The organism is Cardiobacteriaceae bacterium TAE3-ERU3 (assembly GCA_019218315.1).
GTDB lineage: Bacteria > Pseudomonadota > Gammaproteobacteria > Cardiobacteriales > Cardiobacteriaceae > JAHUUI01.
Map to the genome: position 1 here is coordinate 712,713 of JAHUUI010000001.1, position 17,275 is coordinate 729,987.

14 protein-coding genes are annotated in these 17,275 nt (G+C 52.0%); 4 read left to right on the forward strand and 10 right to left on the reverse strand.

What is annotated here, in order from left to right:
* Positions 1 to 4: 4 nt before the first annotated feature.
* From KRX19_03255 to KRX19_03270, 4 genes are all read right to left on the reverse strand, one after another.
* The gene (locus tag KRX19_03255; protein ID MBV7434034.1) at positions 5 to 1,141 is read right to left on the reverse strand and encodes a hypothetical protein; all 1,137 of its coding nucleotides are present in this window, start codon (positions 1,139 to 1,141) and stop codon (positions 5 to 7) included.
* Positions 1,142 to 1,234: 93 nt separating this feature from the next.
* Positions 1,235 to 1,822 carry an SCO family protein gene (locus KRX19_03260; protein MBV7434035.1) on the reverse strand — a complete coding sequence of 196 codons (588 nt, stop codon included), beginning with the start codon at positions 1,820 to 1,822 and terminating at the stop codon, positions 1,235 to 1,237.
* Positions 1,823 to 1,876: 54 nt separating this feature from the next.
* On the reverse strand, positions 1,877 to 4,150 hold the full coding sequence (locus KRX19_03265; GenBank protein ID MBV7434036.1) for a nitric-oxide reductase large subunit: 2,274 nt from the start codon (positions 4,148 to 4,150) through the stop codon (positions 1,877 to 1,879).
* 136 nt (positions 4,151 to 4,286) lie between these two features.
* The gene (locus tag KRX19_03270; protein ID MBV7434037.1) at positions 4,287 to 4,955 is read right to left on the reverse strand and encodes a Crp/Fnr family transcriptional regulator; all 669 of its coding nucleotides are present in this window, start codon (positions 4,953 to 4,955) and stop codon (positions 4,287 to 4,289) included.
* Between the two features lie 234 nt (positions 4,956 to 5,189).
* On the opposite strand from KRX19_03270, the gene KRX19_03275 reads away from it, so the two are divergent.
* The gene (locus KRX19_03275) at positions 5,190 to 6,242 is read left to right on the forward strand and encodes a cytochrome-c peroxidase (protein MBV7434038.1); all 1,053 of its coding nucleotides are present in this window, start codon (positions 5,190 to 5,192) and stop codon (positions 6,240 to 6,242) included.
* A gap of 148 nt (positions 6,243 to 6,390) precedes the next feature.
* Here KRX19_03275 and astB read toward each other — a convergent pair whose 3' ends face one another.
* From astB to KRX19_03305, 6 genes are read right to left on the reverse strand one after another with little or no spacing between them, the layout of a single operon-like run.
* A complete protein-coding gene (gene astB, locus KRX19_03280; protein ID MBV7434039.1) occupies positions 6,391 to 7,719 on the reverse strand; it encodes an N-succinylarginine dihydrolase in 1,329 nt (442 codons plus the stop codon).
* 13 nt (positions 7,720 to 7,732) lie between these two features.
* A complete protein-coding gene (locus KRX19_03285; protein ID MBV7434040.1) occupies positions 7,733 to 8,140 on the reverse strand; it encodes a hypothetical protein in 408 nt (135 codons plus the stop codon).
* Positions 8,141 to 8,146: 6 nt separating this feature from the next.
* Complete coding sequence (gene astD / locus KRX19_03290; GenBank protein ID MBV7434041.1) at positions 8,147 to 9,619, reverse strand: succinylglutamate-semialdehyde dehydrogenase; 1,473 nt, start codon at positions 9,617 to 9,619, stop codon at positions 8,147 to 8,149.
* A 1-nt stretch (position 9,620) separates the two neighbouring features.
* Complete coding sequence (locus KRX19_03295; GenBank protein ID MBV7434042.1) at positions 9,621 to 10,646, reverse strand: arginine N-succinyltransferase; 1,026 nt, start codon at positions 10,644 to 10,646, stop codon at positions 9,621 to 9,623.
* 27 nt (positions 10,647 to 10,673) lie between these two features.
* On the reverse strand, positions 10,674 to 11,912 hold the full coding sequence (locus tag KRX19_03300; protein MBV7434043.1) for a hydrolase: 1,239 nt from the start codon (positions 11,910 to 11,912) through the stop codon (positions 10,674 to 10,676).
* Positions 11,912 to 13,084 carry an aspartate aminotransferase family protein gene (locus KRX19_03305; GenBank protein MBV7434044.1) on the reverse strand — a complete coding sequence of 391 codons (1,173 nt, stop codon included), beginning with the start codon at positions 13,082 to 13,084 and terminating at the stop codon, positions 11,912 to 11,914. Before KRX19_03305 ends, KRX19_03300 begins: the two co-directional genes overlap by 1 nt.
* A 112-nt stretch (positions 13,085 to 13,196) precedes the next feature.
* On the opposite strand from KRX19_03305, the gene KRX19_03310 reads away from it, so the two are divergent.
* The 3 genes from KRX19_03310 (at position 13,197) to cyoB (ending at position 17,271) form a co-directional block, all read left to right on the forward strand.
* Positions 13,197 to 14,096, forward strand: a complete 900-nt coding sequence (locus tag KRX19_03310; GenBank protein ID MBV7434045.1) for a LysR family transcriptional regulator — start codon at positions 13,197 to 13,199, stop codon at positions 14,094 to 14,096.
* A 228-nt stretch (positions 14,097 to 14,324) separates the two neighbouring features.
* Positions 14,325 to 15,203 carry a ubiquinol oxidase subunit II gene (gene cyoA, locus KRX19_03315; GenBank protein MBV7434046.1) on the forward strand — a complete coding sequence of 293 codons (879 nt, stop codon included), beginning with the start codon at positions 14,325 to 14,327 and terminating at the stop codon, positions 15,201 to 15,203.
* Positions 15,175 to 17,271: a cytochrome o ubiquinol oxidase subunit I gene (cyoB, locus tag KRX19_03320; GenBank protein ID MBV7434047.1), complete on the forward strand. Its 2,097-nt coding sequence runs from the start codon at positions 15,175 to 15,177 to the stop codon at positions 17,269 to 17,271. Before cyoA ends, cyoB begins: the two co-directional genes overlap by 29 nt.
* Positions 17,272 to 17,275 lie beyond the last annotated feature (4 nt).

Sequence of the window (17,275 nt, forward strand, 5' to 3'; positions counted from 1 at the left end):
CCACTTAATAGCAGACGGTGTTGGTGGTGGTCATGCGGATTTTGCCGACTTCGGCGATACCGGTGAGCGGGATGTCGGGTAGGCGGCGTTGTTGTTGCAGGTCGTAGCGGCCGAGGGCGCTGCTGCGTTCGGTGCCGAATAGCAGCAGTTTACTGTCGCCACTGACCCACATGTCGGCGATGTCTTCTTCGTAGCCGAAGGTGAAGACGGTGCCGTTATCGAGGTCGTCGAAGGGGTAGATGCCGAGGTGTTCGTCGCCGCCGACGATGAGGTATTGATCGAGCCAGCCGCTGCGGAACTGGTTGGGCGGGAAGCCGACGTTGAATTCAACCGGCTCATCGCTTCGGCTGATGTCATATATTTTCAGGTGGCCGCTTTTGTCGCCGAAGATGATGTGGCGGGTGGCGTTGTCGATGTAGGGTTCGACCATGGGTTCGTTGAGCGGGCGCGAGTTATACATCGGGCCGGTGTGGATGGTTTTGCCGCTGTCGTTGAAGTAGATGATGCCTTCGTCGGCGTAGTAGGTGTTAAAGGCGATGACTTTGTCTTCAAAGCTGGGTGCGCCCATGCCGAAGCTGCGTGTATCGCCGATGTCGATTTCCGCCCAGCCGTCTTGTGGTTTGTCGAGGCGGTAGCGGTAGATGATGGGGGTGTTTTCTTGCAGTACCCAGAAGGTTTGGCTGTAGATGCTGAAGATGGTGTTAAAGCGGGTGTAGAGGTCTTGGAAGTCTTTGTCGATGACGGTGAGTTCGCCTTTTTTGTGGTCGAGGTAGGCGATGTTTTTGCGCAGGACGAGGGCAATGCGGTTGGTGTTGGGGACGAAGATGATGCGGAAGACGGTGCTTGGGGTGTTGTAGCGGGTGATTTCGCGGGTTTGCAGGTTGACGACGTATACGGCGTAAGTGAATTTGTCGCTAAAGGCGAGATACGGCGAGTCGGTGCTGGCGGCAAAGATTTTGGCAGCGACGGGGATGGCGATGGTGTCGATTTGTTTGCCTTGCTGTAGGTCGACGACGGCGATGTTGGGGATGGCGCTGCTGGCGACGTAGGCGAGTCTGGTCGGGTCATAGAGGCTTTCGGCGTGGGTGATGCTGCCAAGCAGCAAGGCGATGAGGGTAAGTAGGGTTTTTATTGCGTTCATGATGAGTCTCTGTGCAGGCCATTTTTGGATGATGGTGTCTCCGTTTGTAAATCCTCTTTCGCCCTGTATTTTTTATTGTGTGGTTAGCATCAGTTATTGCTGTTTATTTTCCTGGTCGGCGGCGATGGCTGCTTCAATACTTTGGGTCAGGTTATCCGCGCCGCTTTGGTAGTCGAAGACGTCTACAAGGTTGCCTTGGTCATCGAGCAGGTAAATATAGGTTGAGTGATAGACGATGTAGCCGGTGTCGGGTAGTTCGTCGGGGTCAAGCTTTTTGCCGTCGAGTTGATAGCCGTAGCTGGCGTTAAAGGTATCGACGGTTTGGTCAATGGCTTCGCGGCTGCCGGTTAAGCCGATGATGCGCGGGTCAAAGTAGCCGGTGTATTGGCTGAGTAATTCTGGGGTGTCGCGGTCGGGGTCAATGGTGACGAAGACGGGCTGGATAAGCTCGGGGTTATCGATTTTGGCGAGCATTTGCTTCATGTCGTAGAGCGTAGTAGGGCACACGTCGGGGCAATGGGTGAAGCCGAATGCGAGCAAGGTGTATTTATCGGGAAAGCTGGTCTCGGTGTAGGTGTTGCCGTCTGCGCCTTGGAGCTCAAAGTGGTAGGCGTCGTCGGCATGGGCGAGGTTGAAAGCCAGTGTAATGGGTAGGGCAAGAGTGAGTAGTAGTCGTTTCATGGTTACTCCTTGTGTAAAGGGGCGGCAACGGTGATGCCGTTGCCGCTTGCCATTTTAGCCCTCTTGAGCCGGTTTTGCTTTGCGTTTGAAGTTCAGTTCATCTTTCAGGCCGATGAAGACTTGCGCGGTGACGCAGAATGCACCGATGATAAAGACGACGTCACCAAAGGTACGCAACCAGCGCAGGGTGACGAGGATATCGCTTTGCATGAATGCTTCGCTGCGCGCATACCACAGGCCGTGCTCAATTGCGGCATACGCCTGAATGACGCCGTGTGGCAGCAAGGTGATGAACATCATCATCGCAAGGCCGATGTTGAGGCACCAGAATCCGGTTTTCATCAGCTTGTCGTTAAACACGAGATTGGGGCGGATATAGCGCAGTACCATCAGCACAAAGCCGAGCGACAGGAAACCATAGACGCCGAACAGTGCCGCGTGGCCGTGGTTGGCGGTGGTGTTCAAGCCCTGAATGTAGAACAGCGAGATCGGCGGGTTAATCAGGAAGCCGAAGACGCCTGCGCCCAGCATGTTCCAGAATGCGACGGCAATGAAGCACATCAGCGGCCAGCGCATGGCGCGCATCCAAGGCGCACGCTTCTGCATGCTCCAGTTTTCGTAGGCTTCGTAGCCGAGGATAACCAGCGGTACGACTTCCAGCGCCGAGAACATGGCGCCCATCGCCATTACTGGGGTAGTTGTGCCGGAGAAGTACAGGTGGTGGAAGGTGCCGGGTACGCCGCCAATCATGAACAGGATAGCCGAGAGGATACTCGCGGTGGTGGCACTGCGAATGCCGACCAGCCCAAGGCTGTGGAAGATAAAGGCGATGGCAACGGTAGCGAATACCTCAAAGAATCCTTCAACCCACAGGTGGACAATCCACCAGCGCCAGTATTCCATGATCGAGAGGTTGGTGTGTTCGCCGTAGAACAGGCCGGAGCCGTAGAACAAGCCAATCGCGGCAATCGACAGGGTGAGCAGGATGAGCAGGTTTTTATCGCCGGGGGCTTTGAGCGCCGCCCATACGCCACGCAGCATCAGCACCAGCCAGAAAATCAGGCCGATGTAGAGCGCGAGCTGCCAGAGGCGGCCGAGTTCGACAAATTCATAACCCTGATGACCAATCCAGAAGTTCAGCGCATCCGGCATCCAGCCTTTGATGGCGATGAATTGACCGAGGAATGAACCGCCGACTACGACCAGCAGTGCGGCGAACAGAATATTGACGCCGAGTGCCTGATATTTCGGGTCTTTACCGCCGTTGATGATGGGGACGAGGAACAAACCAGCGGCGAGAAATGCGGTGGCAATCCAGAAAATCGCGCTTTGGATGTGCCAGGTACGGGTCAGTGAGTACGGTAGCCAATCAGAAACGGGGATACCGTAGAAGTTCTGCCCTTCGACGGTGTAGTGCGCGGTGAAGCCGCCGAGCAATACTTGCACGCAGAACAGTGCAACCACGACCAGCAGGTATTTCCACAGCGCTTTTTGCGACGGGGTGAGGTGAACCAATGACAACGGGTCTTGCGCCGGTGCTTCAGGTACTTCGGGGTCGTGCTGCGAATAGAACGCCCAAATCCAGATGACGATACCAATGCCGAAAATCAGCAGTACGACAGAGGCAATCGACCACATGATGTTTTCCGTGGTGGGGACGTTGCCGATGATGGGTTCGTGTGGCCAGTTGTTGGTGTAGGTGACGTCGAGGTCAGGACGGTTGGTTGAAGCAGCCCATGCAGACCAGAAGAAGAATGCCGCCATGTCGTGGCGCTTTGCGGCGCTCGGCATGGTGTTCTCTTTCATCGCGAAGTGTTCGCGGCTTTCGCGGTAGGCTGGGTCGTCGCCGAACAGCTTTTCATAATATGCGGCGGTTTCACGAATGGCTTGCAAGCGCTGCGGTGAGAGGATAACGTCGCCGCTGGCTTGATCGTAAGTGTTCTCGCGGTATTCTTTCTTTGCAAAGAATTGCAGTAATTCCTGCTGATCTTCGCTGAGTTGATCATAAGGCAAGCCGTATTGCTCTTGCGCTTCGATGTTTAGCCAGTTGAGCAGGTCGCGGTGTAGCCAGTCGGCAGTCCAGTCCGGCGCTTGATACGCACCGTGCCCCCAGACTGTGCCGACGGACATACCTCCAATTGACTGCCAAGCACTTTGCCCAGCAAAGATTTGCTCTTGGGTGTAAATGACGTCGCCGCTATCAGTGACGAATGCTTTGGGAATTGGCGGCGCTTCCTGATACACCTCGCGGCCAAAATAGCCGAGCAGGGAAAAGGTAATCACCATGACGGTGATTAGCGTCGCCCATAAATACTTATAGGATTTCATGATTGCCTCATTATTTTGCTTAAGAACGGGATTGCTCCAGCTCCAATCCTATGAGTCAGCTGTTTTAAAAGCCTTGATAATTGTCAATTACATCAATTGAACCCGCGTTAATTGCAGGCAGTGCGCATTTTGGTCGTTAGTCTTTTGGCGGCCAGTTGAGCAGAGTGACGCCATCTTTGCCCCAAATCAAAGTGCCATCTTGCTCAATGCTTTTTAGCGTGCGTGACAGGGTCTCAGGGCGCATGGCAAGGTACTCAGCGAGGTCCTTTTTATTCATTGGCAATGGGTAAGTGGTTTTATTTTGCCAGTTGGGTGGTAGTTTTTGGTCGATGTATTTAAGCAGCCGACCTTTTGTATCCATGACGCTGAGCATTTCCAGCTGTCTGTTGAGTATTTGTATGTGGTGAATGAGGTGACCGATGATCGATGAATACAAAGCAGGCCGTTTTTCGAGCAGGCTGCGGAATGTCGAAATATGGATAACCAGCAATTCGCAGTTGGTAATCGTTGCGGCATTTGCGGGGTAGGCATCGTGGCTCATGAACATCACAGCCTCTGCAAAGCTATCTGGCGCGCTGAAGGTGCGGATGGTTTTTTCTCGGCCGTCAGGAGTGGCGAAGTAAATACGCACTGTGCCTTGCAGAATGAGATAGAAGCGGGTGGCAATTTCCCCCTTTTGGAAAAGAATGCTGTCAGCGCTGAAGTGCTGTCTGGTGCTGTCTTTAATCAAGTCATCGCGCTCGCTGTCGAGCAATGCAGAAAATAAATAATGGTTACTGATGATAGATGCAATATCGGTGTTCATGATGAGGTGTATTGTTTTTATATGCCGCCATTGTGGCATATTCGTGCATGCTTCCGTAGAGGTGTTTTCATGATTAGAACGATTGGATTTGCGAAACGTTAAAATAAATATTAAAAAATTGATAGTTTATCAGGTTGCAGTATATGATTAAAACGCACCGCTGGTGCGTATAACAAATGGAATAACAGCGTTTAATCTGTTGTTTTAAAAATATAAATATCATGAGGTATAACCATGCGTAAACTACTCGTAACTGCGATGGCTTTGGCTATAACCACATCAGGCGCAGAAACGGCACAAGGGCCGGATGCTGCGGCGCTACAAACTCAAGCTAAAGCATTGTTTCAGGTTTTGCCGGAACATGCGCAACTTGCAGATGCCAATCCTGATACCACACCAGCTCTGGTTGAGCTGGGGCGCAAGCTCTATTTTGATCCGCGCCTTTCCGCCAGCGGCAATATTTCCTGCAATACTTGCCACAATCTTGCGACTTACGGGGTCGATAATCTGGCAAAAAGCCCTGGCATGGATGCACAGCTTGGTGGGCGTAACTCGCCGACCGTACTTAATGCCGCACTCAATGCGACTCAGTTCTGGGATGGGCGCGCACAAGACGTAGAAGAGCAGGCCGGTGGCCCGCTGCTGAACCCGGTTGAAATGGCGTTACCTGATGAAGCAACTGCAGTGCAGCGTATTGCTGAAGTGCCGGGTTACCATGAGGCATTTAAGAAAGTCTATGGTGAAGATGCGGATGTTACGTTCAAGGGGATTACCAAAGCGATCGGTGCTTATGAGCGTACGCTGATTACACCATCACCATTTGATGCCTTCCTTGAAGGTGATGTTGATGCGCTGAATGGTCAGCAGTTACGCGGTTTGCAAGCCTTTATCAATAATGGGTGTGTGGCGTGCCACCGCGGCGTTAATCTCGGTGGTGAGCAGTTCCAGAAGTTTGGTCTCGTCGATGGTCCGTACTGGAAGTTTACTGGTGCAGAAGTGCATGACGAAGGGCGCTTTGAGGTTACCCAGTCAGAAAACGACAAGTTCATGTTCCGCGTACCGGGGTTGCGTAATGTCGAGCATACCTACCCGTATTTCCACGATGGCAGCGTCAAGTCGTTACACCGTGCAGTTAGCATTATGGGCATGGCACAGCTTGGCAAGGAATTGCCGGATGAAGAGGTGGATGATATTGTCGCATTCCTCGGTTCTTTGACTGGAGAATTGAGTGACGATGCTCGGGTGATACCGATCCTGCCTAAGTCTGTCTTTGAAAAAGACCAGTAGGCCAAAAGGCAGTAACTAAAGAAAAAGCAGCCGGTTGTCCGGCTGCTTTTTGGGTTTGTGGCAAGTGCAGATTAACTCGCCAAGCAGGCTCAGATATCAGGCACGGTGGCGCTGTAATTGAGCAGTGCAGGCGGTTAATCGATGCTTCTTATGCGCTTTGGAATTCGTAGAGATTGGGTAGCTGCAAAATAGCAGTCAATGCATCAAGGGCACGGTAGGTTTCTTCTAGCAAGGCCGGATCGCCGAGTTCATCAGGGTGTAATTCATCGCGGTAGTGCGTATTGACCCAGTCAACCAGCTGGCCGTAGAGCGCATCGTTAAGCAGTACGTTGCCCGACAGAGCTGCGAGCTCGGCTTCGGTGAGTACCACGCGCAGGCGTAAGCAGGCTGGGCCGCCACCATTTGCCATGGATTGGCGTACATCGTAGTAGTGCACATCGGCAATCGCCGAGTGGTTTTTCAGCGTGTTTTCGAGGTAGTTGTACACACTGGGGTAGTCTTGGCAATTGGTCGGTGCGATGAGTACTGTGCCTTCCGCGGTGCTGACCAGCTGCGAGTTGAACAGGTAACTACCGACGGCATCAGCAACTGGTACGTCGGCAAGTGGGACTTCAATAATAGTCAGCTCGCTGCCGTATTTGTCGTTTAATTCTTTATAGACGTCGTCTTTGTTAACGAAGGCGAGTTCATGGGTGAGCAGTACATCGCGGTTGCCGACGGAAATAACGTCGTTGTGGAATACGCCTGCGTCAATCACATCAGGATTTTGCTGTGCAAAGATGCATTGATCCGCCGCTAGCCCGTGCAGGCGCGCGATGGCTTCGAAGCTTTCGCGGGTTTGTCGTGCCGGGAAGACTTTGGGTGCGCTGCCGCCTTGAAAGATAGATTTTCCGTACACGAAGAAGTGTACGCCACGATCGCCATAATCTCGACAAAAGCGGGTGTGGTTGGCTGCGCCTTCATCGCTGTGGATATTGCCGCGTAGTGCGTCGTGGTGCGCAAAGTAATGGTCGTTGGCAAAGATCGCTTTTAGTGTACGCGCGGTTTGCATGACTTCCATGGCGCGGTGCGGCATGGAAAGCAGGTTGGCTGGGGTGAAATGTACGCGGCCATCAGCCGTATCTGCGGAAGGTGCGATCGTGGCGGCGTTGGCAACCCACATATTTGAGGCGCTGTGTGCGATGTTGCGGTATTCACGGTGTTGGCGTGTTGCAGCGAGGATGTCATTGTCGCTGCCGCTGAATCCGGCGTTGCGTAAGAACGGCAGATATGGGCGTGCGTGCGGCGGCAAAATGCCTTGCTTTAGCCCGCTATCCGCCAGTGCTTTCATTTTTTTCAAGCCCTGTAATGCTGCTTGCTTGGGTGAGGATACCTGGCCTTTATTGGTTGCGGAGGCGACGTTGCCGAAGGACAGCCCAGCGTAGTTGTGGGTATTGCCGACGAGGCCGTCAAAGTTGATTTCGTATGCGGTGGTCATAGGATTCTCTGAATTAATCTTGAAGTGAATGGTCAGTGGTTTTGGGGTAATTGCCTATTTTGTAATAGGTTCTGCCTTGCCATTGTGTATGCCCCGTCTCAAGCCCATCAAGCCAGATGCTGGCAATGGTAAACGGTGTGCCAGTAATTGCGGATGTATTGAGCAGGTAGGTTTTATCTGATGGGTCAATAAAGCGCATCATCCTGACTTCTTCGCCCAGATAGGTCAGCAGGTATTCCTTGCTGGTAACCAAGTACAGCTCAAAAGAGCAGGAAGGCTCGCGGCAATCTGCTTGATAACGACCCGAGTAGTCAGGATGGGCAAAGCCGAGGTAGGTAAAGAAAGCGACAGTAATCACGGCGATAATGGTTAGCAGTGCGAAGGTATAGCGCCGAAATTTTGTCGCTTTCTGGTTTTGCATGTCTACTTACAAGCCCGGGCTTTTTTGATCAGGGACGCTGAGTGTATTGCTGATCACACTGGCAACCGGATAGGCGCAGTAGTCAGCAGCGTAGTATGCGCCGGGGCGATGGTTGCCCGAGCAGCCGGTGCCGCCAAACGGGGCGCTACCGCTGGCACCGGTAAGTGGAGTGTTGCGGTTGACGATGCCGGCATGTGACAGGGTGTAGAAACGCTGCCATGCGTCGTCGTCTTCGGTGAAGATGCCCGCCGAGAGACCGTACTGAGTGTCGTTGGCGAGTTCGATAGCCGCATCGAGGTCGGCAACGCGGTAGACTTTGAGTAGCGGCCCGAAGTGTTCTTCATCAGGGACATCTTGCGCATGGGTCAGATCAATAATGCCGGGGCTGACGTATGGTTTGCCGTCTTCAAGGCGTTGCATAGCAAGCAGTGATTTGCCGCCGAGGTCGAGCAGCTGTTGCTGTGCCTCGAGCAGTTTATCTGCAGTATCGTTATTGATGACGGTCGCGTAGAACGGCTGTTCTTCAGCGTCCGGTGCCGCAATGTGGATGGCTTTGGCAGCTTCGACCAGCGCTGCGAGGTAGCGGTCACCCGCTTCACCGTGTGGCACAATCAGGCGGCGTGCGCAGGTGCAGCGCTGACCGGCAGTGATGAATGCGGACTGGATGGTGTTGTATACCGCAGCATCGACCGGTGCATCGTCGAGGACGATCAATGGGTTGTTGCCGCCCATTTCAAGGGCAAGAATTTTTTCTGGTTGACCGGCAAATTGCTGGTGAATAATCTTCCCGACTTGTGAGCTGCCGGTGAAGAAAAAGCCGCGCAGCAAAGGATTGCTGGTGATGGCCTTGGCGGTATCGAGTTCGCCGGGGACGAAGTTGATCACGCCACTTGGGACGCCGGCTTGCGCAAGCAGCATTACCATGCGCGCGCCAGTGCGTGGGGTTTGGTCACTGGGCTTGAATACGATGGTGTTGCCGGCGATCAGTGCAGGCACGATGTGGCCGTTGGGCAGATGGCCGGGGAAGTTATATGGGCCAAATACAGCACAGACGCCATGCGGACGGTGGCTGAGGCGGGTTTGCAGGCTGCCGTTGCTGCCATCTTTATCGCCGGTACGCTCGTGATAAGCATTGATAGAGATGTCGATTTTGCCGATCATCGCGCCTGCTTCGGTGCGCGTTTCCCACAGTGGTTTGCCGGTATCGAGCATGATGTCACGGGCGATGGTTTCTTTGTGTTCTTCGAGCAGGGTTTTGTATTTTTTCAGGATTTCTATGCGCTCATCAAGCGAACGTAGTGCCCACTCGGGGAAGGCGTCGTGTGCGGCTTGGAAAGCCCGCTCGACGTCATCGGCTGTGGCACAGTGGCCACGCCATACGATTTCACTGGTAGCGGGGTCGGTAGCAGCGAGTTCATTGCCGCGGCCATCCGTCCATTGGCCATTGATAAAGCATTGTTGCATAACGGATGTGGTCATTTTATTTCTCCTGCATTTGGATAGATTGCACGCTGTCGCCTTCTTTGACATTGAGTACGTCAGCAGTGGCTTGTGGCAGGGTGATGCTATTGCCGTCTAATTGTGCGTGACTGACGGTGACGCGGTAGTTTTGTAGGTCACCGTTACTAATGATGTGTCGGGCAGCGTCAGCGACCGTTCCAATTCGAACAGTACGTGGCTCTGCTTCTTCGACGGACTTGATCAGCGGGCGGTGGCATTGCACGGTTGGGCCACCGTCAAATACGTCGACATAGCCGTCGTGGCGGAAGCCTTCTTTTTCGAGCATGTGAATGGCTTTGGCTGAGACGGCGTGTGGCTTGCCGATACATTCGACCGCGTCGTCAGGCAAGAGGTTGACGTAAACCGGGTATTTGGGCATCAGATCCTGAATGAACTGGCTGCCACGGGTTGCCGAGATGAGGTCGGCATTTTTAAATTTGAGGTTGAAGAATTTTCGCCCCAGAGCCTGCCAGAAAGGTGATTCACCATCTTCGCTTTGCCAACCACGCATTTCGGCAATAACCATTTCTGCAAAGCGCTCAGGAAAATCTGCAAACATCAGGTAGCGCGCGCGGGAGAGGAATTGCCCGTTGTTGTTTTCACGGTGGCTTTCGCTCAAAAACAGTGAGCCAATTTCCGTGGCGCGGGTGAAATCGTTGACCAAATTCAATACGCGGATTTCGATGCTTTTACCAAGTGTTTCCGAGAATTTGACCAATAGCGACTGCTTATAAGAATAAAATGGAGTCGTGGTGCCAACCCCAACGTATATTGCGGTTGTGCCAACGACTTCGCCACTGTCGCTGTCTTCTGCGACGAGGAAATAGACGCCGTGTTCGTCAAAAGAGTTTGCTGTGTTTTTGGCAAAAGTTCGCTGTGATAATGCAACTCGCTCGATCCATGTGTCGAGGTCATTGGGCATTGAGGTCATGCCGTGGCCGGCTTCGACCGACATGCGCAGTAGCGCATCAATATCGCGTTCTTCTACGGGACGCAGGTATAACATGGGTTCTCCTGAACTGAGCTGAATAATTTATTTTAAGGTTGTATCGAGTTCGCCATCGGCAAAAGCCAGTAGCAGTAATGCTGATACTTTGGCGCGCTCAGTGAGTGAATCAAGCAGGGCAAACTCTTGTGCTGAGTGGATATTACCACCACGAACACCGAGGGTATCGATATTTGCCATGCCAAGTGCTTTTAGGTTGTTACCATCGCAGCAGCCACCGGTGGCGATGATTTTGGTTGGTAAATTAAGCTCGCCATTGATCCGTTCGAGGATGGCAAAGAGGTTTTGCTGTTGTGCGTCGAGTGGCTTTGGCGGTCGAGTTAGGTTGCCGTGACGTTCAATGATGTAGCCATCCTCGCGGTGCTTGGCAAGCACGTCATCTACAGCTTGTAGTATATCTTGCGCATCTTTGTTGCTGGCGACGCGGATATTAAAGCGCATGATGGCGAGATCAGGCACGACGTTGAGAGCTTGTCCGCCTAGTGTGGTGGCGATGTTCAGCGTGGTTAGCTTCTCTGGATCATTGAGTGGATAGAGGTCACTGATGATGTGCGCCATTTTGACGATGGCGTTGCGTCCTTTATAGAACTCGCGCCCGGCATGTGCAGCCTGCCCACGCACGACAACGCTAAAATTGCCTGAACCTTTGCGCTCACCGACGAACTCCCCATCCGGCAAGCTCGGTTCGTAGATCATGCCAAAGGCATTGTCGGCAAATTGTGTGAATACTGGCGCCGATGATTGTGAACCAATTTCCTCGTCTGGGCTTAAATAAACGTCCCAGCCGATATTGTGCGCACATGCTGTCTGCTCAAGTGCTTCAAGTGCAGTACGCATGACGAGAATGCCGCCTTTCATGTCGGCAACGCCAGGGCCATTTAAGGTGTTGTCGTCGAGAAAGGTGCACTGCTGGAATGGATGTGCTTTGGGGTAGACCGTATCGAGGTGGCCGCAGAGAAAGACGCGCTTGCTACATTCTGGGCGCTTGCGAATAATCAACCCGTCTGCGACGGGTTGTTCAATCACATTGCCTTCATCATTAACCACGCTGAATGGCTTGAGTGACACGGTTTCAATTTGGTCGTGCTCATCGAGCAGTTCAGCAAAAGACTGGCGCAGTACGTCGCGGTAACGCGCTACACCTTCAAGATGATAGCTGCCCGAGTTGATATTCGCCCAGTCAACCAAAGTATTGACGAGGCGCTCGTGCTGCGCATCAATCCATGCGAGAGGCGCAGCGAAACGGGTCGTTAATGGCGTACTCATTATTTGTATTGGTCTGCGACTTCACTCAGCGCTTTGATCAGGTCGTTGATTTCCGCTTTGCCAACGATCAGTGGCGGCAGTAAGCGCAATGAGTTACCGCCTGCCTTGACCACAAGGACGTGATAACGGTCACGCAGTTCAACCAGAAGTTTGGTGTTTTCCGGTTTGACGGCGATGCCGAGCATTAAGCCCATGCCGCTGACTTCACCATAAACTTCTGGATGCTTTTGTGCCAGTTTTTTCAATTCGCTTTGCAAGTACTCACCGGTTTCTTCAACGTGCTGCAAGAAAGATGGCTCGCTGATGGTATCGATCATGACGTTGCCGATTGCCGTGGCAAGCGGGTTACCACCGAAGGTAGAGCCGTGGGTGCCGATAACCATGTGCTTACCAATTTTTTCGCTGGTTAAGCATGCGCCAAGCGGGAAGCCGCCGCCGATGCCTTTAGCCGTTGAAAGAACATCTGGCTCGACGCCCAGCGCTTGATAGGCGTAAAGATGCCCACTGCGGCCTACGCCACACTGTACTTCGTCGAACATCAGCACGAGGTCGTGCTCGTCACATAGTGCACGAACTTGCTTGAGGTACCCTTTATCTGCGACTTTGATACCGCCTTCGCCTTGAATGGGCTCGAGAATGATGCCCGCGGTGTTCTCGTTGATGGCGCTTTTCAAGGCTTCGATATCGCCGAATGGTACTTGATCAAAGCCGTAATCGCTGGGGATAAAGCCTTCCGTATAAGTAGGGTTGCCAGATGCTCCAACCGTCGCAATGGTACGGCCGTGGAATGATCCACTCATGCCGATAATGCGTGAACGTTCGGGCTTGCCATTGTCATATTGATAGCGACGAATTGCCTTGAGGCCGCATTCGTTGGCTTCTGCACCAGAGTTGGCAAAGAAAACGCGGTCAGCAAAGGTTAGCTTGGTCAGCTTGTCGGCCAGCTCTTCAGCGGCTTTAATACGGAACATGTTGGACAAGTGCCAAATACCGCCAGCTGCTTCACGCAGTGCTTCGACCAGTCTTGGATTCTCATGACCAAGTGCATTAACGGCAATGCCGGAAGTGAAATCGAGGTAGCGATCACCATTATCAGCAATCAAGTGGCAGCCTTCGCCACTGGTGAACAAAACGGCTGGTGGTGCATAACAAGGCATGATTGATTCGCGCATGGATAATCCTTAAATCGGTATTAACTAGAGTGTGATCAAAGGATACCAGTGACGCAGCTAAAATCAATCAATATATTGTCTCTACTTTATGATTTTTTGTTATCATCACACGATGGATCAAGAACTATTTTTACGTTTGCCAAGTACCACAGCGCTGCGCTATTTCGTCGCTGCTGCGCGTTTGCTTAGCGTCACTGCTGCGGCACAAGAATTACACGTCTCACAGGCTGCGGTGAGTAAGCAGATTCGCCAACTTGAAATGCAACTTGGCAAGCCACTGTTTGTGCGCGACAAGCAGCGTATTACTTTGACGGCTCTTGGCGAATGGTACTATCAGGAAGCGGTAAGCGTCTTGCGGCATATGCAGAAAATGTCAGTCTCGATGCAAGATGATCACGTTGAGATTCGTGAGCTGCATGTCGGGGTATTACCAACGTTTGCCGCGCAGTTTTTGATCCCACTGTTGCCGGATTTTTATGCCGCACATCCAGATGTGCGCTTGCAGCTATACAGTGAGTCCGGCAAAGTTGATTTTGCCTCCCGGCCATACGATTTGATGATTTCCTTTAATATTGAAAGTTCGCCAGATGTATCGGTTTACAACATTATTAATGAGAGGTTGATCGTCGTTGCATCGCCGCTTTTGCTCGATACTATGGTTGATGCCCAGCGGATTGCAGCACTGCCCCAGCTGATGTTTACGCCTCGCCCCGGGATGTGGCATGACTGGTTTGCAGATACTCAGCATCATGCTTTGCCGCCACAGATGGGGTTGATGTTTGAGACGTTTCAGATGCTGATTCAGGCGGCAATTGCCGGGCTCGGTGTGGCATTGATCCCAGAGTTTTTAATCTTGCGTGAATTGGCGGCTGGTACGCTGCTACGCGTTCACGAGCACAGCATTGAATCTGCATCATCTTATTTTATGGCCGTCCCGAACATAAAGGCGCAAGATCGCGCCGTGGTCGCATTTCGCCATTGGCTGAAAGAGGCGATGGATAACGGTTCGTGAAAGATTAAGTAAACTTAAATATAAAAAAGCCAAATTGCTATAGATAACAGTTGTTTTTTGGATTTTTAGCTGTAATGTGCAATGTGGTCAAGAAAGGGGTGCGCTCGAGAACGGCTTTTGCTATCATGCGTCACCGTTCCACCTGATAAAAGTGATTCATAATCATTTGCAATAAGCAAGGCTTTGCAGGTTGAGGAAGTTATATCATTAAAATGCGGGGGCATTTCCATGAAACTACGATGTCGCCATTGGGCAGCGCTGATCGCTGTCTTGGCGCTATTTCTGTCTGGCTGTAGTGATAACTATGTATTGATGTCACCAAAAGGGCCGGTCGGCGAAAATATTCGCAACACTATCCTACTGACTACCGGCGCTATGCTGCTGGTTGTTATTCCTACCATGATCATGACCGTGGTATTTGCACGCAAATATCGCCACGGGGTTGATGACGACAAGATCGTCTATCATCCTGATTGGGATCACTCTAGCAAAATTGAGTGGTTCGCATGGGGGATTCCAATTCTGATTATTGCTGTACTCGCTACTGCGACTTACATCACGACTCACAGTATGGATCCACGCCAACCGCTCAGCGATGAAAAGCCGATGAAAATCCAGGTGGTTGCATTGAACTGGAAGTGGCTGTTTATCTACCCTGAAGAGCAGATCGCCGTAGTTAATGAAGTGGCGTTTCCGGTCAATAAGCCGGTTGAGTTTTTGATTACCTCCGACTCGACCATGAACTCATTCTTTATACCTCAGCTGGGCTCGCAGCTTTATGCAATGAGCGGTATGGAAAATCGCCTCAATCTGATGGCCGATGAAGTGGGCGAATACCGCGGTATCTCGTCAAATTACAGCGGCTACGGTTTTGCCGGTATGAAATTCAAGGCATTGGCGATGCCAGAAGGCGAGTACGAAGCTTGGCTGAACAAAGTGCGTGCTGAAGGGACGCCGTTAACCGATAGCGGCTATGAGCAGCTTGCTGAGGACAGCCGTAATAATCCAGTAACTTATTACAACGACGTCAATCCGTTGCTGTTTAAAAACATTATCGACAAATACGTGGGAGTAGAAGATGGCTACACATCACACCATAGTGACTGATCCCGATCCGATTTTCGGACGCCTGACATGGGATAGCGTGCCATGGCACGAACCAATCGTTATGGTTGTGACCGTAGCGATTTTCCTCGGTGCAATTGGCGTTGTTGGCTTCACGACCTATAAAAAGGCATGGGGCTGGCTGTGGCGAGACTGGTTTACCAGTGTTGACCACAAGAAAATTGGTACTATGTACATCATTTTCTCAGTCATCATGCTGATACGCGGATTCTCCGATGCACTAATGATGACTTCACAGCAAGCTGCGGCTGCATCCGGTTATTTCGGTGATGGCTATTTGCCACCAGAACACTTTGACCAGATCTTTACCGCGCATGGCGTGATCATGATTTTCTTCGTCGCTACGCCTATGGTCATCGGCTTGATGAACTGGGTATTGCCACTGCAACTTGGTGCGCGCGACGTTGCGTTCCCATTCTTGAACTCGCTGAGTTTCTGGCTTGCGGTATCCGGCGGTATCTTGATCAACTTGTCGCTGTTCATCGGTGAATTTGCGGCAACCGGTTGGTTGGCATATACGCCGTTATCGGGGATTACCTATAATCCGTGGGTCGGGGTCGATTACTGGATATGGGCACTGCAGATATCCGGGGTCGGAACGACGCTTACCGCAGTTAACTTTATCGCGACCATCATCAAGATGCGTGCTCCAGGCATGACGCTGATGAAAATGCCGGTATTCGTGTGGACGTCTCTGTGTACCAGTGGTTTGGCGTTAATCATCTTCCCGATCCTGACCATGACCATCGCGATGTTGACGCTTGACCGCTACCTCGGGTTCAACTTCTTTACCGCGGAAAATGGCGGTAACCAGATGATGTACGTCAACCTGATTTGGGCTTGGGGTCACCCGGAAGTGTACTTCCTCGTTCTTCCTGCATTCGGTATCATTTCCGAAGTGGTTGCGACTTTCTCGCGCAAGCGCCTGTTTGGCTACGCAACGCTTGTCTATGCAACTGTTGCAATTATGTTGTTGTCGTTCCTCGTTTGGCTGCACCACTTCTTCACCATGGGCTCGGGCGCGAGTGTTAACTCGTTCTTCGGCATTGCAACCATGATTATCGCGATACCCACCGGCGTGAAGCTCTATAACTGGATCTTTACCATGTATCAAGGGCGAGTCTATTTCTCAGCCGCGATGTGGTGGACGATGGCATTTTTGCTGACCTTTACGATTGGTGGTATGACAGGCGTCATGCTGTCTATCCCGGCTAACGATTTCGTATTACACAACAGTGCGTTCCTCGTTGCCCACTTCCACAACACAATCGTTGGTGGTGCGGTATACGGCTACTTTGCCGGCTTGCACTATTGGTGGCCAAAACTCACCGGCTTCAAGCTCAATGAGAAGCTCGGTAAGTGGTCATGTGCTCTGTGGAGTATTGGATTTGTCGTTGCGTGGTTCCCGAAATACCTCACTGGCTTTATGGGCATGACGCGTCGTCTGTATGTGGTGGATCAGCCGGAAGCCGCACCTTATCTCTACGTTTCATTCTGTGGTGCGTTGATTATCTTGTCTGGCATTGGCGTGCAGTTGTTCAACTTCTGGTACAGCTACCGTCACCGCAACAGCCCAGAGCTGCGTGACGTGACTGGTGATCCTTGGAACGGTCGCACCCTTGAATGGGCGACTTCTTCACCGCCGCCGTTCTACAACTTCTACGCAATTCCAAATATCGAAGGGCGTGATGCATTCACCATGCTCAAGCAGAAAGAAGCTGCATTCCAGCGTCCGGTTAAATTTGAGCGTATTCATATGCCGAAAAATACTTGGGCTGGCGTGGTGATAAGCTTGTTTGCCACGATCATGGGCTTTGGCTTGATCTGGTATATCTGGTGGATGGCCGCATTGGGCGTGATCGGTATTCTCGTCTCGTGGATTGTGCGCAGCTTCGAACGCAGTAAGGATTACTACGTTGAAGTAGATGAAGTGAAGAAAATCACTTATGCGCATTATGACCAGCTTGATGAAGCGATGAAAGATGAAGCGTTTATCTATCGTCCTGCGCGTAGCCCGATGCTTGGTAAAGCATCGCTGGGCAAGGCATAAAAGA